Origin of the sequence: Escherichia sp. AM3 (assembly GCF_032029835.1) — a bacterium.
In the GTDB taxonomy this organism is placed as follows: domain Bacteria; phylum Pseudomonadota; class Gammaproteobacteria; order Enterobacterales; family Enterobacteriaceae; genus Escherichia; species Escherichia coli.
Genome location: NZ_JAVUPQ010000002.1, coordinates 190,971 through 213,372 on the forward strand (window position 1 = coordinate 190,971; position 22,402 = coordinate 213,372).

The window sequence follows — 22,402 nt, forward strand, 5'->3', positions numbered from 1 at the left end:
CAACGGTCATTTTGAAAGGGTTATCTTACAGTTGTAGTTATTATCGCAAGAAGTATTTTAGTCTTACAATTGTAGGAATCTGCTTCCTGTCGCAGAGAACTATTCTTATGTACCACAAAGAGATGTCATTTATTATATCGATGTAAATATTGATTAATTATATGTAAATACAGCCATAACATCGTAGGTTCTCAGTGAACCATTTTCAGGATAACTTTCTATGAAAGTAAACTTAATACTTTTCAGCTTATTTTTATTGGTCTCTATTATGGCATGCAATGTTTTTGCATTTTCCATTTCTGGTGGTGTAAGTGAGAGGAGCTATAAAGAGACTGAAAAAACATCAGCGATGACGACCACACACTCTACAAAACTTCAGCCATCACAGGCGATTTTGTTTAAGATGAGAGAAGATGCGCCACCATTAAACCTCACAGAAGAAATCACGCCTACTTATCCGACAAAGGCGAATTATCTTATTCATCCTGTGCGATAGCGTCTGTCACATGGCAGGTGAACAATCATGTCTGATGCTGATGTGAACACCTGCCCAAATGAGCCATCCTGACCCACTATCGCCTGCCATACCCCACCATAAAGCGAATCATCAAGCCACAAGCCGGGGCAAGAAACATAAATATCCCCGTCACCAGTTCATTACCGCCAGTTAACCACATGGTGAAGTAATAAATGAGTGCAGCGAGGATCACCATGCCGAAGAAAGAAGAGACCGCCGATACCACGTTCAGTACCTGACCGATGTAGCCGCTTACGCAGACAATACACAGGGCGAGAAACATCCATAAATAAATCATAGCTCAACCTCCTGCCGCGCTAAAAAACCTGTAACTTCAGTCACTTTAATAGTAAGACAATCCTTAACCTCTGGCAATTTTTGCTAAGCATCAATGAAAACAGCATGTTAAATGCAAGACTGTTGTGTACGGAAAAATATTTACTTTGCACGATTAATAATCAGTAGCTGAAAGCAGTCAGCGAGTGATAAAGTACAGATACCGCATTCATGCTCCTCGTGGTTATGTCCTGACTAGTCTTTACACTCTTTACAGGAACCATTGTCGTACATGATGGCCCAACCAATTGAGTGTACCGCTGTCGACATGGAATCTTCTGCGATACAACAATTCGTATCTACAGAAGGTAACTATGTTTCCACAATGCAAATTTTCCCGCGAGTTTCTACATCCTCGCTACTGGCTCACATGGTTTGGGCTTGGTGTACTCTGGCTTTGGGTACAGCTTCCTTATCCTGTTCTCTGCTTTCTCGGCACGCGTATTGGCGCAATGGCGCGACCATTCCTGAAACGTCGTGAATCTATCGCCCGTAAAAACCTGGAACTTTGTTTCCCGCAGCATTCTGCGGAAGAACGCGAGAAGATGATTGCCGAAAACTTTCGTTCACTCGGCATGGCGCTGGTAGAAACCGGCATGGCATGGTTCTGGCCCGACAGTCGCGTACGTAAATGGTTTGATGTTGAAGGGTTGGATAACCTTAAACGCGCACAAATGCAAAATCGCGGCGTAATGGTTGTCGGCGTCCATTTTATGTCGCTGGAACTGGGCGGCCGCGTGATGGGACTGTGCCAACCAATGATGGCTACCTATCGTCCACATAATAATCAGCTGATGGAATGGGTGCAGACCCGTGGGCGCATGCGCTCTAACAAAGCGATGATCGGCAGAAATAATCTGCGCGGCATTGTCGGTGCACTGAAGAAAGGTGAAGCGGTATGGTTTGCTCCCGATCAGGATTATGGTCGTAAAGGCAGCTCCTTCGCGCCGTTCTTTGCGGTGGAAAATGTCGCCACAACCAATGGCACCTATGTTCTCTCCCGTCTCTCTGGCGCAGCCATGTTGACCGTAACGATGGTAAGAAAAGCGGATTACAGCGGATATCGTTTGTTCATCACCCCAGAGATGGAAGGCTACCCGACAGATGAAAATCAAGCCGCTGCCTATATGAACAAGATTATCGAGAAAGAGATCATGCGCGCACCGGAGCAGTACCTCTGGATCCACCGTCGCTTTAAAACGCGCCCGGTGGGAGAATCGTCGTTGTACATTTAACAAACTGCTCTTACTCTTTCCCTCCTCAAATCGGCCATAATAACCTCATGGTTTTTATGGCTTTTTTCTTAAGGTTTTTTCCTTCGCTGAATATCTAATTATTACCGTCAGAAATTAAACTGTCGCCGATATGAGACACTTGTAAGTTACTAAAAGTAAATAAGAAAATGCCTCTTGTCTCGTTTCAGTTTTAGGCGTACATTAGCGCCGTCTCGAGCAGTTTAGCTCAGAATTCTGGGGTGATGCCCACGGTAAAATACAGGGCTTTTAAGGTCGCTTTGCCCGGTGTCAACTCACTGTATCAGGTGTAATGAAGTCATTCAGGCGTAACAGTAATTACGCGGAGAGATGTAAAGTGAAATATTTCTTTATGGGCATTTCTTTTATGGTCATCGTTTGGGCCGGTACTTTTGCCCTGATGATCTAAAAGCAAACTGTGCAATGAAAAACAGGAGCCATCAGGCTCCTGTTTGCATTTCTGACGACGGTGTTTATTCCGCGTTTTCGTGAATATGTTTGCTGCTGGCGGGTAGTAAACCGTCGGCACGGAACATCGCTTTAATCCCTCTGATGGCCTGACGAATACGGTCGCGGTTTTCAATCAGTGCAAAGCGAACATGCGTATCACCATAGTCGCCAAAGCCAATCCCCGGCGAGACACAAACCTTCGCTTCGTTAAGGAGCTTCTTGGCAAATTCCAGCGATCCCATGGCCGCATATGGTTCCGGGATTTTCGCCCAGACATACATCGAAGCCTTCGGCATTTCAACCATCCAGCCCGCTTCATGCAGCCCTTTAACCAATACATCACGGCGGCGTTTGTACTGTTCGGCAATGTCGCGCACGCACTGTTGATCGCCCTCCAGCGCCGCAATCGCCGCCACCTGCAACGGCGTAAAGGTGCCGTAATCGTGATAGCTTTTAATACGAGCCAGGGCGCTGACCAGCGTTTTGTTGCCAACCATAAAGCCGATACGCCAGCCCGCCATGTTGTAGCTTTTCGACAGCGTAAAGAACTCGACTGCCACATCGCGTGCACCCGGTACCTGCATAATTGACGGCGCTTTCCAGCCATCGTAGACGATATCGGCATAGGCCAGGTCATGGACCACCAGCACATCGTAGCGTTTCGCCAGCGCCACTACTTTTTCGAAGAACTCCAGTTCCACGCATTGCGCGGTTGGGTTTGACGGGAAGCCGAGGATCATCATCTTCGGTTTCGGATAACTTTCACGAATGGCTCGCTCCAGTTCGTTGAAGAAATCGACACCTTCCACCAGCGGCACTGAGCGTACCTGCGCCCCGGCAATCACCGCGCCATAAATATGGATCGGGTAACTTGGATTCGGCACCAGCACCGTGTCACCATGATCCAGCGTCGCCAGCATCAGATGCGCCAGGCCCTCTTTCGAACCAATAGTGACGATGGCTTCTGATTCCGGGTCGATTTCAACGTCGTAGCGATCCTGATACCAGCGGGAAATGGCGCGACGTAACCGCGGAATGCCGCGTGAAGTGGAGTAACCATGCGTGTCCGGGCGCTGGGCCACAGTACATAATTTTTCGACGATATGCGGCGGAGTCGCACCGTCCGGGTTACCCATGCTGAAATCGATAATATCTTCGCCGCGCCGACGCGCAGCCATTTTCAGTTCAGCGGTGATGTTAAAAACGTAGGGCGGGAGACGATCAATGCGCGTAAAGCGACGTTCAGGGCGAGTGTCAGCCATAATTTCCTCAGATTAACGTTAGCGCCCGGACCGTCCGAGCGACGCTGCCACGATGGTGGCTGTTTTGAAAATAGCCTGATTAATTTCTGTCTGTCCAGCGTTTTAGAACATTTTATTAATGACGTTAAATGAGGAACTCTGCTTTAAAAACAGGAAATTTATCTGCGCTAACAAGAAAATTACCACTCATTTTATTAACATAATAATTTCAATAAATTTACTAACCAGAAGTGCATTATCAAGAGATGCATTGCTAATACACCATTTATCTATCAATCCCCTTTTAAAATTGTGGTTTTTCCTCAAAAACGGCCTGCTGGTCATCAGCCTTCAGGTTACCTATCATAGAGGTTTAATCCTTATTCAGAGTCACCCGTGCACGAAATATTCAACATGCTGCTGGCGGTCTTCGATCGGGCAGCGTTAATGCTTATCTGCCTGTTCTTTCTCATCCGTATCCGCCTGTTTCGCGAACTGTTGCACAAGTCGGCGCACTCCCCAAAAGAATTGCTCGCCGTTACCGCCATTTTCTCGCTGTTCGCCCTGTTCAGCACCTGGTCCGGCGTTCCCGTAGAAGGCTCGCTGGTGAACGTACGTATTATCGCGGTGATGTCCGGCGGGATTCTGTTTGGCCCGTGGGTAGGCATCATTACCGGCGTGATTGCGGGTATTCACCGGTATTTAATTGATATCGGCGGCGTGACGGCGATCCCCTGCTTTATCACCAGCATTCTGGCGGGTTGTATATCGGGCTGGATCAACCTGAAAATCCCCAAAGCACAGCGCTGGCGCGTCGGTATTCTCGGCGGCATGTTGTGTGAGACGTTGACCATGATTCTGGTAATTGTCTGGGCACCAACTACCGCGTTGGGGATCGATATCGTCTCTAAAATCGGCATTCCAATGATCCTCGGTAGCGTCTGTATCGGCTTTATTGTGCTTCTGGTGCAAAGCGTTGAGGGCGAAAAAGAGGCCAGCGCCGCGCGGCAGGCCAAGCTGGCGCTGGATATCGCCAACAAAACGCTACCGCTGTTTCGCCATGTCAATAGCGAGTCATTACGCAAGGTCTGCGAAATTATCCGCGATGACATTCACGCCGATGCGGTGGCGATTACTAATACCGATCATGTGCTGGCCTATGTTGGCGTGGGTGAACATAACTATCAGAATGGCGATGACTTCATTAGCCCGACTACCCGTCAGGCGATGAATTACGGAAAAATCATCATTAAAAACAATGATGAAGCCCACCGCACACCAGAGATTCATTCCATGCTGGTGATCCCATTGTGGGAGAAAGGGGTCGTGACCGGAACGCTGAAAATTTACTACTGCCACGCGCATCAGATCACCTCGTCATTACAGGAAATGGCGGTCGGTCTGTCGCAAATCATCTCCACGCAACTGGAGGTTTCACGCGCCGAGCAGCTACGTGAAATGGCAAATAAGGCAGAGCTTCGCGCCCTGCAAAGCAAAATTAATCCCCATTTTCTGTTTAACGCTCTGAACGCTATTTCATCGTCAATCCGTCTGAATCCGGATACCGCTCGCCAGTTGATCTTTAATCTGTCGCGTTATCTGCGCTATAACATTGAATTAAAAGACGATGAGCAAATCGATATCAAAAAAGAGCTGTATCAAATTAAAGACTATATTGCCATTGAGCAGGCCCGCTTTGGTGACAAGCTGACGGTTATCTATGATATTGATGAAGAGGTGAATTGCTGCATTCCCAGCCTGCTGATCCAGCCGTTGGTGGAGAACGCCATTGTCCACGGTATTCAGCCTTGCAAAGGTAAAGGCGTTGTCACCATCAGCGTTGCAGAGTGCGGAAATCGGGTACGCATTGCGGTGCGAGATACCGGGCACGGCATCGATCCAAAGGTGATTGAGCGGGTCGAAGCGAATGAAATGCCGGGCAATAAAATTGGCCTGCTGAATGTCCATCATCGCGTGAAGTTATTGTATGGCGAGGGGCTGCATATCCGCCGCCTGGAGCCGGGGACGGAAATTGCGTTTTACATTCCTAACCAACGCACCCCAGTCGCCTCACAGGCTACGTTATTGCTTTGAGCCGGAGTGATATTGTGAAAGTCATCATTGTTGAAGACGAATTCCTGGCACAACAGGAACTGAGCTGGCTAATTAAAGAGCACAGCCAGATGGAGATTGTCGGCACCTTTGACGACGGTCTGGACGTGTTGAAGTTTTTGCAGCATAACCGCGTCGACGCCATTTTTCTGGATATCAATATTCCGTCGCTGGATGGCGTGTTGCTGGCGCAAAACATCAGCCAGTTCGCCCATAAACCGTTTATTGTGTTCATCACCGCGTGGAAAGAACATGCGGTAGAAGCGTTTGAACTGGAGGCGTTTGACTACATTCTCAAACCGTATCAGGAGTCACGTATTACCGGGATGCTGCAAAAACTGGAAGCGGCCTGGCAACAACAGCAGACCAGCAGTACGCCTGCCGCGACGGTAACGCGTGAGAATGACACCATTAATCTGGTGAAAGATGAGCGAATAATCGTCACGCCAATTAACGATATCTATTACGCCGAAGCGCACGAGAAAATGACCTTTGTCTATACGCGGCGTGAATCCTACGTAATGCCGATGAACATTACCGAATTTTGCAGCAAACTGCCGCCGTCGCATTTTTTCCGCTGCCATCGCTCATTTTGTGTCAATCTGAACAAAATACGCGAAATCGAACCGTGGTTTAATAACACCTACATTCTGCGACTGAAAGATCTGGATTTTGAAGTGCCGGTCAGCCGCAGCAAAGTGAAAGAATTTCGCCAGTTAATGCATCTTTAATCGGGAACTTTCATGAAAGCACCAGGCTTGCCCGCCGATCAACAATTTTTCGCCGATCTGTTCAGCGGCCTGGTGCTTAACCCGCAACTACTGGGGCGCGTCTGGTTTGCCAGCCAGCCTGCCTCGTTGCCGGTGGGCAGTTTATGTATTGATTTTCCCCGTCTGGATATCGTGCTGCGCGGCGAATACGGCAATCTGCTGGAAGCAAAGCAGCAACGTTTGGTGGAAGGAGAAATGCTGTTTATTCCGGCGCGCGCGGCTAATTTACCGGTCAACAACAAACCGGTGATGCTGTTAAGCCTGGTGTTCGCTCCGACCTGGCTTGGGTTATCGTTTTACGATAGCCGCACCACGTCGTTGTTGCATCCTGCTCGCCAGATCCAGCTTCCCAGCCTGCAACGCGGTGAAGGTGAAGCGATGCTTACCGCCCTCACCCATCTTAGCCGTTCGCCGCTGGAGCAAAATATCATTCAGCCGCTGGTGTTAAGTTTGCTGCATCTTTGCCGTAGCGTGGTGAATATGCCGCCGGGCAATTCGCAGCCGCGCGGCGATTTTCTCTATCACAGCATTTGTAACTGGGTTCAGGATAATTATGCCCAGCCGCTCACCCGCGAGAGCGTGGCGCAGTTTTTTAATATCACGCCCAATCATCTGTCAAAACTGTTTGCTCAGCATGGAACGATGCGTTTTATCGAGTATGTGCGTTGGGTGCGAATGGCGAAGGCGAGGATGATTTTGCAGAAATATCATCTGTCAATTCATGAAGTGGCACAGCGTTGCGGTTTTCCGGATAGCGACTATTTTTGTCGCGTTTTCCGGCGTCAGTTTGGTCTGACGCCGGGAGAGTACAGCGCCCGTTTTCAGGGCTAACGTCAGAAGGTTAATTCTGTTTCCAGCAGCGTCAGGATACTTTGTGCATCTTGCGCGGCAAACAACGACTGGCGGAAGTTTTTATTCACCAGTTTACGCGCCAGCTGCGAGAAGACTTTCACATGATTCATCCCTTCGTTAGCACCCAGCGTCAGCATGATCACCAGTTCGACTTCGCCCATTTCTGACTGCCAGCCAATCGGTTTCGCCAGCCGGGCAATGCTGATACTGGAATGACGGATCCACTGAGATTTGGTGTGCGGGATCGCTACGCCAAAACCAACGCCGGTGGTAACAATCTCTTCCCGCTGCCAGACATCTTCTTCCAGCTCAAACGGATGTTCAGTGCGCCCGTTAACGCCGAGGTTGCCGCACAGGAACTGGATCGCCTGCTCTTTATTGCTAAAATCCTGATCAACAAAGATATTCTCCAGCGCCAGCTGTGGGCGAACGTCTTCTTCCGGCGTAAAGGCGGTGAGTAACGCTTCAATTTCCTGCGCACTGCGGCATTCACATGCCTGACGCGCCAGTTCCCGACACGCCTCGCTATCCAGTTGACGAAGCTGGCTTTTCACCGCCGGAATACGCGGGCTACTCATACTCAGCTCATCCAGGCCCAGCCCAAGCAGTAGCGGCAGATAACGGCTTTCACCGCCCAGTTCACCGCAAATGCCTACCCATTTGCCCCGCTGATGCGCAGTGGTAACTATTTGCTGCAACATGCGCAGGAACGATGGCGTAATCGGGTTATATAGCGGCGATACGCGCGGGTTATTACGATCGACCGCATACAGATACTGGGTCATATCGTTGGAGCCGATACTGAAGAAATCGACCTCATCGCAGAAGTGGTCGATGATGTAGCACACCGACGGAACTTCCACCATGATCCCAAGCGTAATCGTCTCTGCATGACGCAGGCCATCGCGCTTAAGCTCAACGATCGCTTTTTGGATCTCGCCTTTCACCCATAAGATCTGATCGAGGCTGTGAACCATCGGGATCATCAACTGGGCGTTGCCGAAACTGGCGGCGCGCAAAATGGCCCGCAGTTGAGTGCGGAACAGGCCAGCAAATTCCGGGTAAATACGTACCGCGCGATAGCCGAGGAACGGGTTCTCTTCCTGGGGAATATTCAGATAAGGAATGCTTTTATCGCCGCCGATGTCCATCGTGCGGAAGATAATCGGCTTGTCGCCCGCCGCCAGTAGCACCTGCTGGTAGGCTTCAAATTGCTCCTGCTCGTCCGGCGCGCTGTCGCGATCCATATAGAGCATTTCGGTACGGAACAGCCCGACACCTTCCGCGCCGTTGGCAAACGCGCCTGGCGCTTCCAGAGCGGTGCCGATATTCGCCGCAATATCAATACGCTTGTTATCACGGGAATAGGCCAGCTGCGCGGCAGCCTGCGCCTGTTGTTTTTGGCGTTTATCCGCCAGCGTCTGCGCGACCTGATAATAACCGCTCACCGCGTCATTCGGGTTAATCGCCAGCACGCCGCACTGGGCGTCAAGCACTGCAGGTTGCCCGGCATAACGGGCAATCGCATCCAGCGGCAAGCCACTCAGTACCGGGATCGCCGAGGCACGGGCCAGAATCAGTGTATGCGAGGTGCGCCCGGTTTTCTCCAGAATCATGCCCGCAAGATTTTTCAAATCAAGGCTCAAAAACTGGCTTGGGGTTAAATCTTCAGCCACCAGAATGGTCGGTTTTTCAAGCACCAGCTTGTTGCGCGGCTTCAGTTCCGGCCAGGTGATATGCAGCAACTGTTCGCTGATATCGCGAATGTCGCTAACACGTTCGCGCAGATAATCGCTGGCAGAGGCAGAAAGTTTGGCGCAAACCTGCTCCATATTGCTGATGATCGCCGCCCCCAGCCCCTGATGCTGTTCTGTCATCAGGCGACGGATATTGCCTGCAAATTCATCATCCTGAATCAGCGACAAATGGGCGCTGAGGATAGTTTTGCTTTCGCCGTCACGCTCACGCAATTGCTGGTTCAGTTGCTCGGCAAGCGTTGCCAGGCTGTGCTCCAGCCGGGTGGAATCTTGCGCACTGGCGGGGATTGCCCGATAACTGTCGAGGCTGTCGCTTTGTAACAGGGTCAGCGTACCCACGCCGACGCCGCTTGCCAGCACATTGCCGTACAGTAAATCCGGGTTAAGGCGGCTTAATGAACGCGGCAGCGGATGCGCCGTCAGTTCTGCCTGCGTAGGCTGAACGCTGTCGCTGTCGATAAAGCGCACCTGGATGTACTCTTCCAGCACGCGCCGCGCCTGCTCTTCATCGCTGCCGCTAATGTTCAGGCTGCAACTGTCATTAAATAGGGTGCCGGTGCCAATCAGCGCCAGCGAGCTTTTCGCATCTGCCTTTGCGTTCTGGCGATGGTTAATAAAAGTGATTTCGCTTTGCCACTGGCTGCACTGTTCTTTAAGTTCCCACGCCGGACGAGCATGTAGACCGTTAGGCAAAGGACAGAGAAATTGAATCGTTAACATAACCGCTCCGGGTTAATCAGGAGATCATCTGAAATCCGTCAGTTGAACAACCGTCTCACGCGTAAGACGTTGAATAAGGGCAGATAAAAGTTGCTGCATCTGCAAAATGTCGCGGCAATCGGCAATCGATGCGGCGCAATGTCCATGGCGGGTTGCTGGCCCCATCACCACTGTGGGCACGCCGGTGCCGGTTAAGTGCACCGCCCCGCCGTCCGTGCCGCCGTTGCTGAACATATCTGCCTGCAACGGCACGCCAATTTCTGCCGCCACGGTTTCGACCCAGGCGGTAAGTTTTGGCGGCGCAATCAGCGACTTGTCGCTTAACACCAGCATCGGCCCGTTACCAATCTGGCGATGGTTAGCCGCGCCATAATCAAAGTTTTTCGCCCAGCAGGCGGTATCAAGCACAATGGCGACGTCCGGCGACACCGCGCGGGTGGCAGTTTGCCCGCCGCGTAATCCCACCTCTTCGCTGGAACTTGCCACCAGCCACACTTCCGCAGGTAGTTCGGCGTCGTGCAGTTCGCGCAGTAACGTCACCAGCAGATAGCAACCGAGGCGGTCATCAAAGGCTTTCCCCATCACTCGCTGGTGAGGGAGAACCTGAAAAGTGGTATCAAACGTGACGCGATCGCCGGGACGAATTCCCGCCTGCATCACTTCGTCATAGGAGCGCGCACCAATGTCCACGCGCATGGCGCTGACGTCATTCCCCTGCCGGTCGCCGTCAAGCAGGCCTGGAATTTTGCACTCTTCACGGGTGGTGATGCGCACCGGCTGCAGCTGGCGGGCAGCCATGCGTACGTTGCCAACCGGCAGCACATCAATCGCCCCTTCGCGGGAGATGCTGCGCACCATAAATCCCACTTCGTCCATATGCGCACAGATCATCACCTTCGGACCTGTCGATTCATTCAGGCGGATCAGCACCGATCCCAGACCATCAAATCGCACTTCTTTTTGCAGGCGATCCGCTTCTTCCAGCAGGATCTGCCGCACTTCCTGTTCCGAGGAGGCGATCGCATCTGCCTCGCTCAACGCTTTTAATAGCGATAAATCCATTATGCCTCTCCCGTGAGCAACACTGTTTTCGGCATGGCGTAGAGCACTTCTGCGCCTTGCGGGGTAACCAGCACAACATCTTCGATGCGCACGCCCCCTTGCCCTGGCAAATAAATCCCCGGCTCCACGGTCAGTAACATGCCTGGCTGTAGCGTCGTGGTGTCCCGCGGTGAAAAACGCGGATCTTCATGAACTTCAATGCCGATAGCGTGACCGGTGTTATGACCGAAATAGTCGCCATAACCTGCTTCTGTAATGACCCGGCGCGCGGCATCGTCAACCTGCTGGCAGCGCACGCCGGGGCGAATCGCGGAGATTGCTGCGAGCTGTGCCTGCAGGACAATTTGATAGACGTTAAACAGCGGGTGAGATTCGGCGCTCACCCCTTCGCCATTCACCAGCAAGGTGCGCGTCATATCAGAGCAGTAGCCCTGATACAGCGCACCGAAATCGAGAGTGACAAACTCGCCCGCTGCAACAATCTTGTCGCTGGCTTTGCCGTGCGGCAGCGCCCCACGCCAGCCACTGGCGACAATGGTGTCAAAAGAGGCTTTTTCTGCGCCCTGCTGGCGCATAAACCACTCCAGTTCAGCGGCTATCTCGCGCTCGCTCATCCCCGCCTGAATAAAGCGGCGAATATGCTCTGCACCGCGATCAGCAATCCCACAGGCGAGGCGGATTTTCTCCACCTCCTCTGGCGTTTTGATTTGCCGCAGCACATCCGGCGTGGCGCTAACCAGTTTCGCATTGAGTTCAGACTGCCAGCGGTGCGCGGTTTCCCAACTCACCTGCTGGCCCTCAAAACCGAGCGTTTGCAACTGTTCATCGGCAATGATTTGATTGACGATAGTGGTAAGCGTGTTCGTCGCGTCAAGCAAATGCAGCTGGTAGCCTTGCGCACGGGCTTCCACCTCAACGTAATAGCGCGAATCCACCAGAATGTGCGCACTTTCACGGCTAATCACCACATAACCTGATCCGGTGGAGATCCCCAGATGCGGCTGTTTGTTCTGCCGTGAGGAGAGAAGCACTGCATCCAGTTGTTGCGCCTTAAGCCAGTCGCGCAGCGAAGCGAGTAATGTCATCTGGATTTTCCTTCTTACAGGCTATCGATTAACAATTTGCCTTTACGGAACATCATCAGACGCAGGAACACCACCATCAGCGCAGTTATGACTGCCCCCAGCGCGATCCCCGCCATATAGACGCCCAGGTTAGTGACCAGCGGCCATGCCCAGATAGCGGACTCCGGGAACCATTGCACTGCGCCCAGCCAGACAGCGGCGGTTGAGCCGACAATAGCGCCGACCATATACGACGGAATGGCGGTGATGGGGCTTTCCAGCGCAAACGGAATCGCACCCTCACTGATCCCCATAAACGCCAGGAACATGGCGGTCTTACCCTGCGGATAAAGTTGAGCGTTGAACAGGCGTTTGCCGGTTAAACGACGGTCGATAATGGTCGCCAGCCCCAGACCAATCGGCGGAATAACGATAGCGATAGAACGAGCGGTGACCGGTAATACGTGGTCAGTGGTAAAGCTGAAGGCAACAAAACCTGCGGCTTTGTTGATCGGGCCACCAAGGTCGATTGCTGTCGCCGCGGCGATCCCCATTGCGTACATCAGCGCGCCCTTCTCACCTGCGGCAGTCAGCACAGTACGGATACCGCCGTTGATCCAGCCACCAAAGGGGGTGATGACGTAGTACATCGCCAGCATGACAAAAATGGCGGAAAGAATCGGGAGCAAAAATGTGGTTTTGAACGCTAACAGGAAATCCGGTAACTGGATTTTCTGGTTCATCCACTTCACAAGGTAACCCGCGACGATAGAAATAATCAGCGCACCAATGAAGGTGGACGGCACCGGCGAAGAGGTCGCCCATTGCATAGTGCTGGGATCGAAGTTCAGCAGTTGCGTCGGCTGGGTAGACATCAACCCGCCGATAAAACCAGCCGGGAACGCCAGTTTGCCACCGATAGAGTTCGCCACAAAAGCAGCAAACATCGGAATGGCAAAACCAAACAACACGCCGCCGAAGGACTGCGACAGCCAGGCAAATTTAAGTAAGGAGAGGTCGAAACCGGAGAATTTCCCGCTATTAAGAGCATCCATGATGCCGATCTCAGCAGGAATTTTAAGCCAGCTATAAGCAATCAGCTGGCTGAAAGCGAGGATCACACCGCCCATAATTAAGGTCGGCACCATGCGTGAAATCCCTGACATCACATGCTGCGGGAGTTCACCCCAGAAGCTGGTTTTAGAGGCCTGCGGATTCTTAACTGCCGCTGCCGCACCGGATGCGCCAGGCACAACGGTTGCACTGCGTTTTTTAATGGCCATAACAATTATCCCTGTCGAATATTACTGTTGTTCAGAGGCAATCATCTCTTCGATTTCTTTGATGATGCCCGCAGCGTTTTTAATTGCGTCCTGCAAAGTGATTTCATAAACGTCGCGTGATTCGAAACGTTCGTTATCTTCCGGGGTAACTGCCACGGAGTGGATGATGATGGTCGCTTCGGCGATATCCTGCGCCGTCAGGCGATTCTGGATACCGTCCGCGCCCTGGGTTTCAATTTTCACTTCATAACCGGCTTCTACCGCCGCTTCTTCCAGCGCCTGAGCGGCCATAAAGGTGTGAGCCAGGCCCATCGGGCAGGCACATAAGGCAATCAGTTTCTTACTCATCGTTAATTCCTCGTTCAGTGATAGTTGACGAGTGAAATTATGAACGTGCAAAACAAATCGCCGTTACCAGACAAATAATGCATTTACTGGAGAATTAATCCCGCTGTACGGAAGTGTGACGCAGGTCGGCCTTGTGAGGGGACACAAAGAAAAATTGAATAAACTGTATGATTTAAAAGATTATCGGGAGAGTTACCTCCCGATATAAAAGGAAGGATTTACAGAATGTGACCTAAGGTCTGGCGTAAATGTGCACCGGAACCGAGAAGGCCCGGATTGTCATGGACGATGAGATACACCGGAATATCATGGACATATTCTTTAAAGCGCCCTTTATCTTCAAATGCGGCACGGAAACCGGAGGCTTTGAAGAACTCAAGGAAGCGCGGCACGATACCGCCCGCAATAAACACGCCGCCAAATGTCCCGAGATTGAGCGCCAGATTGCCGCCAAAACGGCCCATAATGACGCAAAACAGCGACAATGCGCGGCGGCAATCGGTGCAGCTGTCAGCCAGCGCGCGTTCGGTAATATCTTTTGGCTTGAGATTTTCTGGCAGGCGGTTGTCAGCTTTCACAATTGCGCGATACAAATTCACCAGCCCAGGGCCAGAAAGCACGCGCTCCGCCGAAACATGACCAATTTCCGCACGCAATATTTCGAGGATAATGGCCTCTTCTTCACTATTCGGCGCAAAATCAACGTGACCGCCTTCGCCTGGCAAGCTTACCCAACGCTTATCGACATGGACCAGATGCGCAACCCCAAGCCCCGTTCCGGCACCGTAAACCGCAATAGGCTTACCTTCGACCGGTTCTGCGCCACCAAACTGAATCAGATGCTCTTTTTTCAGCATCGGGATCGCCATCGATACAGCGGTAAAATCGTTAATAATTTCCAGATGGCTAAAACCGAGATTCTTTTTCATTTCGGCAATTGAGAACGCCCAGGTATGGTTGGTCATCGCCACCCAGTCACCGGTAATTGGGCAAGCGATGGCAATACAGCCGTCTTTCACCTCGACCTTATGTTCTTCAAGATAAACGCGAATGACCGCTTCGAGGCTGGGGTAATCAAGCCCTGAATAGGTCTTAGCCTGCGAGATTTCACCACTGGCAATATCACACAGAGCAAGACGTGCGTTGGTGCCGCCCACATCACCGACTAATGCATACTTTGTCATTCTTCAACTGCTCCGCTAAAGTCAAAATAATTCTTTCTCACACTGTAAATACCTGGGGGCATAACAACAACGCCGGAAAGGCAGGCTCCCTGTAAATATCGATCTGGGTCACACAGTTACTTTATCGTTTCAGCACCAATTGCAGCGATGCCTTTTTGCAAGCTGGGCAAACTAAGTATCTGACCCCGCATAAGGAATAGAACATGCTCCATCCGCGAGCCAGAACCATGTTGTTATTATCGCTCCCCGCCGTGGCAATTGGGATTGCGTCCAGTCTTATTCTGATTGTGGTGATGAAAATCGCCTCGGTATTACAGAATTTGCTCTGGCAACGACTGCCGGGAACTCTGGGGATAGCCCAGGATTCACCCCTCTGGATCATCGGTGTATTAACGCTAACGGGTATTGCGGTGGGGTTGGTTATCCGTTTCAGCCAGGGTCATGCCGGACCAGACCCCGCCTGTGAACCGCTGATCGGCGCACCGGTTCCGCCCTCTGCGCTACCTGGACTTATCGTAGCATTAATTCTCGGTCTTGCTGGCGGCGTCAGCCTGGGGCCGGAACATCCGATCATGACCGTCAATATCGCCCTTGCGGTTGCCATTGGCGCTCGTCTGTTACCGCGCGTCAACCGAATGGAGTGGACTATTTTAGCCTCTGCCGGAACCATCGGCGCGCTGTTTGGTACACCTGTTGCGGCGGCGTTGATATTTTCGCAAACCTTAAATGGCAGTAGTGAAGTTCCGCTATGGGATCGTCTTTTTGCGCCGTTAATGGCGGCAGCAGCTGGTGCACTTACTACCGGATTATTTTTCCATCCTCATTTTTCACTGCCCATTGCTCATTACGGACAGATGGAAATGACCGATATTCTCAGCGGCGCAATTGTCGCGGCGATTGCCATCGCCGCAGGGATGGTTGCCGTATGGTGCTTACCACGGTTGCACGCGATGATGCATCAAATGAAAAATCCGGTGCTCGTGCTGGGTATTGGCGGATTTATTCTCGGTATTCTGGGGGTTATTGGTGGACCAGTTTCGCTGTTTAAAGGGCTGGATGAGATGCAGCAGATGGTGGCAAATCAGGCTTTCAGCACCAGCGATTACTTTTTGCTGGCGGTAATTAAACTTGCCGCCCTGGTCGTTGCTGCCGCCAGTGGCTTTCGCGGTGGGCGAATTTTCCCGGCAGTGTTTGTCGGCGTGGCATTAGGGTTGATGCTGCATGAGCACGTTCCCGCCGTACCAGCGGCAATAACCGTTTCTTGCGCTATTCTCGGCATCGTGCTGGTGGTAACACGCGATGGCTGGTTAAGTCTTTTTATGGCGGCAGTCGTTGTACCCAATACCACATTGCTACCGCTGCTCTGTATCGTCATGCTTCCGGCATGGCTGTTATTAGCAGGTAAGCCGATGATGATGGTCAATCGTCCGAAGCAACAGCCCCCCCACGATAACGTTTAGCAAAAAATGCTCTCCTTTATGATTTAAGAGTTATGGCGATGATACGGGGCTTTACCTCCCCGTAATATTGCGTTAACAGGCCGCTGACGGCTTCGATCGTGAAGGAGAATAACAATGTTCAGGTCACTGTTTCTGGCGGCCGCCCTGATGGCATTTACCCCGCTTGCAGCAAACGCAGGTGAAATCACCCTACTGCCATCAATCAAATTACAAATTGGCGATCGCGATCATTACGGTAATTACTGGGACGGTGGTCACTGGCGAGATCGTGATTACTGGCATCGCAATTATGAGTGGCGCAAAAACCGCTGGTGGCGTCATGATAATGGCTATCATCGTGGCTGGGATAAGCGTAAAGCGTATGAGCGTGGCTATCGTGAAGGCTGGCGCGATCGTGACGATCATCGCGGAAAAGGCCGCGGACATGGACACCGCCATTAAACACATTCGCCAATGGAGCACAATGCCTGATGCGACGCTAGCGCGTCTTATCAGGCCTACAAACCGGCTCTTTAACGCGTAGGGCGGGTAAGGCGTTTACGCCGCATCCGCCAATAGTGCCAGATGCGACGCTCATTCAACTACAATCCCAGTGCCGTACCCACCAACAACCAGATATTCAGCGCCACTACCAGCACCACAATCACCCAGCCTGTCTGTTTTACGCGTTTGCTGTTCACCAGATCGCCCATCAACTTGCTGTCACTGGTGAAAATCAGCAGTGGAACCAGCGCCAGGGCGATACCAAAACTTAACAGCACCTGACTCATAACCAGAATCCGTGTCGGATCTAATCCCATCAGAATGACAATAAATGACGGCAACATGGTGACTGTACGACGCACCCACAGCGGGATATGGAAGCGAATGAACCCCTGCATCACCACCTGCCCCGCCAGTGTCCCCACCACCGTTGAGGACAGTCCGGCAGCAACCAGGCTTAATCCAAAGACCGTTGCCGCAGCATGGCTTAACAACGGTTGCAGCGTCAGATATGCCTCATCAAGATCGGCAACACCAGTATGACCAGAAAAGTGGAACGCCGCCGCAGCTGTAGCCATCATCGCCAGATTGACAAAACCGGCAATAGTCATGGCGATAGCCACATCCCATTTGGTGGCGGAATAACGTTGTTGACGCGAACCGCCATGTAAATGCTGAGTGAGCGAAGAGTGCAAATAAATCACATGCGGCATAATCGTCGCCCCTAACACGCCTGCTGCAAGGAAGACCGCTTCCGAAGTAGGTAAACTCGGGATCACCATTCCTTTACCCAGCTGCGCCAGGTTAGGCTGGGAGAAAATCAACTCGACAATGTAAGCCGCGGCAACAAACAACAGTAACCCGCCAATCACTTTCTCCAGCGGTTTTTGCCCGCGACGTTGCAGCATTAAAATCAGGAAAGTCGCGATCCCCGTCAGCACCGCACCTTGCAACAACGAAACACCAAGAATGAGTTTAAAACCGATCGCCGCACCAATAAATTCCGCCAGGTCGGTTGCCATCGCAATAATTTCTGCCTGAACCCAATAGAACCACACTACGGGACGCGGATAGTGATCGCGAATTTGCTCCGCCAGATTTTTACCGGTGGCAATCCCTAGTTTGGCAGAGAGGATCTGAATCAACATCGCCATCAGGTTGGCCCAAACGACAACCCACAGGAGCTGATAGCCGAAGCTGGCACCCGCCTGAATATTGGTCGCAAAGTTACCGGGATCGATATAACCAATCGCCGCAATGAACGCAGGTCCCATTAATGCGAGCCTCGTCTTGCGCGCCGCCCGTCCGCTGCTACTCTCAACGCGATAGTTCGTCATCTTGTGCCTCTAAAACATAGCCTTTGCTATGTTTCATGCTATGCCAAACGAGAATGATTATCAAATTCATTTAAATGGGTTGTGGTGATTTCTTTGATAGACCAGGATTATGACTACGAAAAGATTGATGACTTGAATGTTATGGTTATGTTTAATGTTAGCACATTTACATAACTTTCAGCTTCCATACACAACATAGCAGAAATGTATGACAGATCACTATTTTTGAAGCTTGTCACAGGACGTCATTATAGTGTGTGTCAGATCTCGTTTTCCTTAACCATGTTACATAGAATGTGCACGGAAATTTAACCTGCCTCATATTTGGAGCAAATATGGACCGCGTCCTTCATTTTGTACTGGCACTTGCCGTTGTTGCGATTCTCGCACTGCTGGTAAGCAGCGACCGCAAAAAAATTCGTATCCGTTATGTTATTCAACTGCTTGTTATCGAAGTGTTACTGGCGTGGTTCTTCCTGAACTCCGACGTTGGTTTAGGCTTCGTGAAAGGCTTCTCCGAAATGTTCGAAAAACTGCTCGGATTTGCCAACGAAGGGACTAACTTCGTCTTTGGTAGCATGAATGATCAAGGCCTGGCATTCTTCTTCCTGAAAGTGCTGTGCCCAATCGTCTTTATCTCTGCACTGATCGGTATTCTCCAGCACATTCGCGTGTTGCCGGTTATTATCCGCGCAATTGGTTTCCTGCTCTCCAAAGTCAACGGTATGGGCAAACTGGAATCCTTTAACGCCGTCAGCTCCCTGATTCTGGGTCAGTCTGAAAACTTTATTGCCTATAAAGATATCCTCGGCAAAATCTCCCGTAACCGTATGTACACCATGGCAGCAACGGCGATGTCCACCGTATCTATGTCCATCGTTGGTGCATACATGACCATGCTGGAGCCGAAATATGTCGTTGCGGCGCTGGTACTGAACATGTTCAGCACCTTTATCGTGCTGTCGCTGATCAACCCTTACCGTGTTGATGCCAGTGAAGAAAACATTCAGATGTCCAACCTGCACGAAGGTCAGAGCTTCTTCGAAATGCTGGGTGAATACATTCTGGCAGGTTTCAAAGTTGCCATTATCGTTGCCGCGATGCTGATCGGCTTTATCGCCCTGATCGCCGCGCTGAACGCACTGTTTGCCACCGTTACTGGCTGGTTTGGCTACAGCATCTCCTTCCAGGGCATCCTGGGCTACATCTTCTATCCGATTGCATGGGTGATGGGTGTTCCTTCCAGTGAAGCACTGCAAGTGGGCAGTATCATGGCGACCAAACTGGTTTCCAACGAGTTCGTTGCGATGATGGATCTGCAGAAAATTGCTTCCACGCTCTCTCCGCGTGCTGAAGGCATCATCTCTGTGTTCCTGGTTTCCTTCGCTAACTTCTCTTCAATCGGGATTATCGCAGGTGCAGTTAAAGGCCTGAATGAAGAGCAAGGTAACGTGGTTTCTCGCTTCGGTCTGAAGCTGGTTTACGGCTCTACCCTGGTGAGTGTGCTGTCTGCGTCAATCGCAGCACTGGTGCTGTAAGCACCATACATAAAAAAGCCGGGGATAATTCCCCGGTTTTTTTACGCCTGTTAATCAGCTAATGGCTGCGGGCGACCAATCAAATACCCTTGCAGATATTGCACCCCGAGCTTATGCAATAGCGCCTGCTGCTGTTGCGTCTCGACAAACTCCGCGACCACACTCAATGACTTCGCTTTCGCCAGATCGGTAATTGATCTCACAATCATCGCATCCAGCGTGTTCGTGACAATATCTTTCACAAAGACGCCATCAATTTTGATGATATCAGCCTGCAAACGCTTTAACCGTTCGTAGTTGGCATATCCGGTGCCAAAGTCATCAATCGCAATCCGGAAACCAAACTTATGCAGCTGCTCGATGTTGTACATGCTGCTTTCTGCGTTAGAAAACGCCTGCTCCTCGGTGATCTCAAGAATGACCGCCTGCGGGGAGATGTGATAACGCTTAAACAGACGAATAATCCGCCCGGCAATATTCTTTTGCAGCAGCGTGAGCGGCATTAAATTGACTGAAAAGCGCGGTCCTTTTTTGTCGCAAGGGTGTGTTGCCAGCCACTTCAACAAGGATTCCAGCACTTGCAAATCAAAACGCGCGCTAAGGTTAAACTGAGCAATAAGGGGCAGAAACTTATCCGGGGTCATAATGCCGCCGTCATATTTCAGTCGCGCGAGGATCTCATCATAACCTTCACCCTCTTTGTTGCGAATTGGCTGGGCGTAGAGCAGCAAATCACCCTGATCTAACGCCGTGCGAATGGTATTCAGCAATAGCACCTGTTTAGTGGTCTGCCCGGAAACCATCTCCTCTCTGCTATCCAGCGCCAGCACATGATGATGTGCGCAGGATTGCTCCGCCAGCCAGCTTAACTGCCCCAACAAGGGTTGCAGGGTTTCCTGATTTCCATCAAAACGCCCCCAGGCAGCACCATAGCCCATATCCAGCCCGGTATTGTTCCAGTGAATTTGCCGACTATTCAGGATGTTAACCATATGCTGGAGTCGCCCTTCCGTTTCCGGCCCGCTCAGCACTAACAGCAGTTCACTACCCGGCAATTGATACAACTTTTCGTTTTCCTGCATCAACGGCAGCAGCGTACGGCAAATTGAGCGGATACAGTGAACGCGCATCATTAAGCCGTAATGACGACTCATAAACTCAAGATTATCAATGCGCAGGCAGCAAAAACTCTTGCCCGCCTCTTGCTCCGGCGCTTGTTCCAACGCACGAAAGTTGGGTAGGAGCGTTAACGGATCTGTCAGCGCCTGCAAATGCCAGCGGCGATTAAGCCATTCACTGCGATGATAAATGCGCACCATATAGAGCAGGCAAACGCTAAAGGAAATCAGCACCGCAAGAATAAATGCCAGCGAATATTCGGTTTCCACCCCTTGCAAAAAGTTCTGGTTGTAATTCAGAAGGCAAAGCGTTGAAACAGCCCAGGTGAGATTTAAAAACGGATAGCGAAGCTTACCGACCCCGAGGGTAAAGATGATGAAGAAAACGGGTACCAGGTAACCGGCAATAAAGTCGTTTTCATAAGGTGTGCACAACAGAAGTAGCAGCACGCTTAACGCTGCCAGCCAGCTTAAGGTAAATGCGCGTTTCTCTTTGCCCAACGACGGAGCGATATCCCTGCGCCACAATATCTGCGCAAAGTGGGGACTTACAATCATGCGAGTGAGATAGTAGAAAAGCATGTTGTAAATCAGCACAGCGGTGAAAAGGCTTAGCAAATCAACGACCGTGAAAATGGCATCCGCATCGCCGAAAAAGGTGGATATCTTTAGCGGGAAATCAAAGAAGCTCCCCACAAGATACATGCTGCATTTGATGCCGATCGGCGTCACCAAACCAAGCCAGAACAGACGTTGCCAGACATATCGGCTGGTCAATCCATAACGCCAACGCGTCCCCAGCTGCCAGCGTAATATTGCGCAGGCACACAACACGACAAACGTCTGGCTACCGAGCATGACCGCAGTCTGTAAAAAAGAGAGATGAAAGTTCCACAGATTGGTGCAAAACATCCCGCATAAAACGGGAACGACACCGCGCCAGCCAAAGATAAACAAGATTGACAGCATTACGCACAGTGGCATCCACGCCAGAAAGATATAACTGGAATGGATAATGGCAAGTGGCGAAATAAAACGGGATAGCTGAATAAGTACCACGGTGAGCGTAAACGCTAGTGTGAATATCTTGATATTTTTTATCAGGTTATGCTCCACAAACATGAGTACACTACTCTCACTGATCGGGGTTTTCAGGCACACAAATAATAAGTTTATTCGCATCGCGAAGCAAACAGGGGGCCAGCCTGTTACCGATTTTTCATCCAATGATGCTTTCACCAGGCGGCACTAACCCGGACGTAGACTGTATTACAAAAGCGGCAAAAAGCAGAGACAAAAAACCCCCGCTTTGCAGCGAGGGTTGGAAATTTGGTGGAGCTAAGCGGGATCGAACCGCTGACCTCTTGCATGCCATGCAAGCGCTCTCCCAGCTGAGCTATAGCCCCACGATGCGTTTACGTACCAAGTTTGCTGGGTGCAAAATTTGGTGGAGCTAAGCGGGATCGAACCGCTGACCTCTTGCATGCCATGCAAGCGCTCTCCCAGCTGAGCTATAG

The 22,402-nt window shown here is 51.2% G+C and carries 19 protein-coding genes and 1 tRNA gene; 9 read left to right on the forward strand and 11 right to left on the reverse strand.

The window, feature by feature from the left end:
• The first annotated feature begins 220 nt into the window (after positions 1-220).
• Complete coding sequence (gene ypdI / locus RTW80_RS02035) at positions 221-496, forward strand: colanic acid biosynthesis lipoprotein YpdI (RefSeq protein ID WP_000867637.1); 276 nt, start codon at positions 221-223, stop codon at positions 494-496.
• 76 nt (positions 497-572) lie between these two features.
• Here the strand turns inward: ypdI and RTW80_RS02040 are convergent, their stop codons facing one another.
• A complete protein-coding gene (locus tag RTW80_RS02040; protein ID WP_000639883.1) occupies positions 573-815 on the reverse strand; it encodes a YfdY family protein in 243 nt (80 codons plus the stop codon).
• A gap of 352 nt (positions 816-1,167) precedes the next feature.
• On the opposite strand from RTW80_RS02040, the gene lpxP reads away from it, so the two are divergent.
• Entirely contained in the window at positions 1,168-2,088 is a 921-nt protein-coding gene (gene lpxP, locus RTW80_RS02045; protein ID WP_000484404.1) for a kdo(2)-lipid IV(A) palmitoleoyltransferase, read from the forward strand.
• A gap of 355 nt (positions 2,089-2,443) precedes the next feature.
• Positions 2,444-2,515, forward strand: coding sequence for a membrane protein YpdK (ypdK, locus tag RTW80_RS02050; protein ID WP_010723117.1), 72 nt, complete (start codon positions 2,444-2,446; stop codon positions 2,513-2,515).
• 64 nt (positions 2,516-2,579) lie between these two features.
• On the opposite strand, the gene alaC is transcribed toward ypdK, so the two are convergent.
• Positions 2,580-3,818, reverse strand: a complete 1,239-nt coding sequence (gene alaC / locus RTW80_RS02055) for an alanine transaminase (RefSeq protein ID WP_000785931.1) — start codon at positions 3,816-3,818, stop codon at positions 2,580-2,582.
• Positions 3,819-4,193: 375 nt separating this feature from the next.
• On the opposite strand from alaC, the gene ypdA reads away from it, so the two are divergent.
• From ypdA to RTW80_RS02070, 3 genes are read left to right on the forward strand one after another with little or no spacing between them, the layout of a single operon-like run.
• Complete coding sequence (ypdA, locus tag RTW80_RS02060; RefSeq protein ID WP_000544359.1) at positions 4,194-5,891, forward strand: two-component system sensor histidine kinase YpdA; 1,698 nt, start codon at positions 4,194-4,196, stop codon at positions 5,889-5,891.
• A gap of 14 nt (positions 5,892-5,905) precedes the next feature.
• Positions 5,906-6,640 (forward strand): two-component system response regulator YpdB, encoded by a 735-nt coding sequence (gene ypdB / locus RTW80_RS02065; RefSeq protein ID WP_001295458.1) that lies wholly within the window; start codon positions 5,906-5,908, stop codon positions 6,638-6,640.
• Positions 6,641-6,652: 12 nt separating this feature from the next.
• The gene (locus tag RTW80_RS02070; protein WP_000646835.1) at positions 6,653-7,510 is read left to right on the forward strand and encodes an AraC family transcriptional regulator; all 858 of its coding nucleotides are present in this window, start codon (positions 6,653-6,655) and stop codon (positions 7,508-7,510) included.
• Positions 7,511-7,512: 2 nt separating this feature from the next.
• Here RTW80_RS02070 and ptsP read toward each other — a convergent pair whose 3' ends face one another.
• The 6 genes from ptsP to glk all read right to left on the reverse strand — a co-directional run bounded on the left by ptsP (position 7,513) and on the right by glk (position 14,949).
• Positions 7,513-10,008 carry a phosphoenolpyruvate--protein phosphotransferase gene (gene ptsP, locus RTW80_RS02075; RefSeq protein ID WP_063119303.1) on the reverse strand — a complete coding sequence of 832 codons (2,496 nt, stop codon included), beginning with the start codon at positions 10,006-10,008 and terminating at the stop codon, positions 7,513-7,515.
• Between the two features lie 24 nt (positions 10,009-10,032).
• On the reverse strand, positions 10,033-11,070 hold the full coding sequence (gene ypdE / locus RTW80_RS02080) for an aminopeptidase (protein WP_000366028.1): 1,038 nt from the start codon (positions 11,068-11,070) through the stop codon (positions 10,033-10,035).
• Positions 11,070-12,155: an aminopeptidase gene (gene ypdF / locus RTW80_RS02085; protein ID WP_000173291.1), complete on the reverse strand. Its 1,086-nt coding sequence runs from the start codon at positions 12,153-12,155 to the stop codon at positions 11,070-11,072. The genes ypdE and ypdF overlap by 1 nt, the downstream gene beginning before the upstream one ends.
• 14 nt (positions 12,156-12,169) lie before the next feature.
• A complete protein-coding gene (locus RTW80_RS02090) occupies positions 12,170-13,417 on the reverse strand; it encodes a PTS fructose transporter subunit IIC (protein ID WP_000985359.1) in 1,248 nt (415 codons plus the stop codon).
• Between the two features lie 21 nt (positions 13,418-13,438).
• Positions 13,439-13,765, reverse strand: a complete 327-nt coding sequence (locus RTW80_RS02095; protein WP_000038456.1) for a PTS fructose transporter subunit IIB — start codon at positions 13,763-13,765, stop codon at positions 13,439-13,441.
• A gap of 218 nt (positions 13,766-13,983) precedes the next feature.
• Positions 13,984-14,949, reverse strand: a complete 966-nt coding sequence (glk, locus tag RTW80_RS02100; RefSeq protein ID WP_000170346.1) for a glucokinase — start codon at positions 14,947-14,949, stop codon at positions 13,984-13,986.
• Positions 14,950-15,152: 203 nt separating this feature from the next.
• Here glk and RTW80_RS02105 point away from each other — a divergent pair, with 203 nt between their 5' ends.
• Together RTW80_RS02105 and ypeC are read left to right on the forward strand one after the other, a co-directional pair.
• Positions 15,153-16,409: an ion channel protein gene (locus RTW80_RS02105; protein ID WP_000903148.1), complete on the forward strand. Its 1,257-nt coding sequence runs from the start codon at positions 15,153-15,155 to the stop codon at positions 16,407-16,409.
• A 114-nt stretch (positions 16,410-16,523) separates the two neighbouring features.
• Positions 16,524-16,850, forward strand: a complete 327-nt coding sequence (ypeC, locus tag RTW80_RS02110; protein ID WP_000490072.1) for a DUF2502 domain-containing protein YpeC — start codon at positions 16,524-16,526, stop codon at positions 16,848-16,850.
• 140 nt (positions 16,851-16,990) lie between these two features.
• Here ypeC and RTW80_RS02115 read toward each other — a convergent pair whose 3' ends face one another.
• Entirely contained in the window at positions 16,991-18,229 is a 1,239-nt protein-coding gene (locus RTW80_RS02115; protein ID WP_000186384.1) for an Nramp family divalent metal transporter, read from the reverse strand.
• A gap of 335 nt (positions 18,230-18,564) precedes the next feature.
• Between RTW80_RS02115 and nupC the strand changes: the two genes are divergently transcribed.
• Positions 18,565-19,767, forward strand: a complete 1,203-nt coding sequence (gene nupC, locus RTW80_RS02120; RefSeq protein ID WP_000376337.1) for a nucleoside permease NupC — start codon at positions 18,565-18,567, stop codon at positions 19,765-19,767.
• 50 nt (positions 19,768-19,817) lie between these two features.
• Here the strand turns inward: nupC and RTW80_RS02125 are convergent, their stop codons facing one another.
• Both RTW80_RS02125 and RTW80_RS02130 read right to left on the reverse strand, forming a co-directional pair.
• Entirely contained in the window at positions 19,818-22,007 is a 2,190-nt protein-coding gene (locus RTW80_RS02125) for a sensor domain-containing phosphodiesterase (protein WP_000497400.1), read from the reverse strand.
• A gap of 208 nt (positions 22,008-22,215) precedes the next feature.
• Positions 22,216-22,291 (reverse strand) — tRNA-Ala (locus RTW80_RS02130).
• Positions 22,292-22,402 lie beyond the last annotated feature (111 nt).

Bases quoted from the DNA above. Each gene is read 5' to 3' on its own strand.
- ypdI (WP_000867637.1), top strand. From the start codon at position 221: ATGAAAGTAAACTTAATACTTTTCAGCTTATTTTTATTGGTCTCTATT.
- RTW80_RS02040 (WP_000639883.1), bottom strand. From the start codon at position 815: ATGATTTATTTATGGATGTTTCTCGCCCTGTGTATTGTCTGCGTAAGC.
- lpxP (WP_000484404.1), top strand. From the start codon at position 1,168: ATGTTTCCACAATGCAAATTTTCCCGCGAGTTTCTACATCCTCGCTAC.
- alaC (WP_000785931.1), bottom strand. From the start codon at position 3,818: ATGGCTGACACTCGCCCTGAACGTCGCTTTACGCGCATTGATCGTCTC.
- RTW80_RS02070 (WP_000646835.1), top strand. From the start codon at position 6,653: ATGAAAGCACCAGGCTTGCCCGCCGATCAACAATTTTTCGCCGATCTG.
- ptsP (WP_063119303.1), bottom strand. From the start codon at position 10,008: ATGTTAACGATTCAATTTCTCTGTCCTTTGCCTAACGGTCTACATGCT.
- ypdE (WP_000366028.1), bottom strand. From the start codon at position 11,070: ATGGATTTATCGCTATTAAAAGCGTTGAGCGAGGCAGATGCGATCGCC.
- ypdF (WP_000173291.1), bottom strand. From the start codon at position 12,155: ATGACATTACTCGCTTCGCTGCGCGACTGGCTTAAGGCGCAACAACTG.
- RTW80_RS02090 (WP_000985359.1), bottom strand. From the start codon at position 13,417: ATGGCCATTAAAAAACGCAGTGCAACCGTTGTGCCTGGCGCATCCGGT.
- RTW80_RS02095 (WP_000038456.1), bottom strand. From the start codon at position 13,765: ATGAGTAAGAAACTGATTGCCTTATGTGCCTGCCCGATGGGCCTGGCT.
- glk (WP_000170346.1), bottom strand. From the start codon at position 14,949: ATGACAAAGTATGCATTAGTCGGTGATGTGGGCGGCACCAACGCACGT.
- RTW80_RS02105 (WP_000903148.1), top strand. From the start codon at position 15,153: ATGCTCCATCCGCGAGCCAGAACCATGTTGTTATTATCGCTCCCCGCC.
- ypeC (WP_000490072.1), top strand. From the start codon at position 16,524: ATGTTCAGGTCACTGTTTCTGGCGGCCGCCCTGATGGCATTTACCCCG.
- RTW80_RS02115 (WP_000186384.1), bottom strand. From the start codon at position 18,229: ATGACGAACTATCGCGTTGAGAGTAGCAGCGGACGGGCGGCGCGCAAG.
- nupC (WP_000376337.1), top strand. From the start codon at position 18,565: ATGGACCGCGTCCTTCATTTTGTACTGGCACTTGCCGTTGTTGCGATT.
- RTW80_RS02125 (WP_000497400.1), bottom strand. From the start codon at position 22,007: ATGTTTGTGGAGCATAACCTGATAAAAAATATCAAGATATTCACACTA.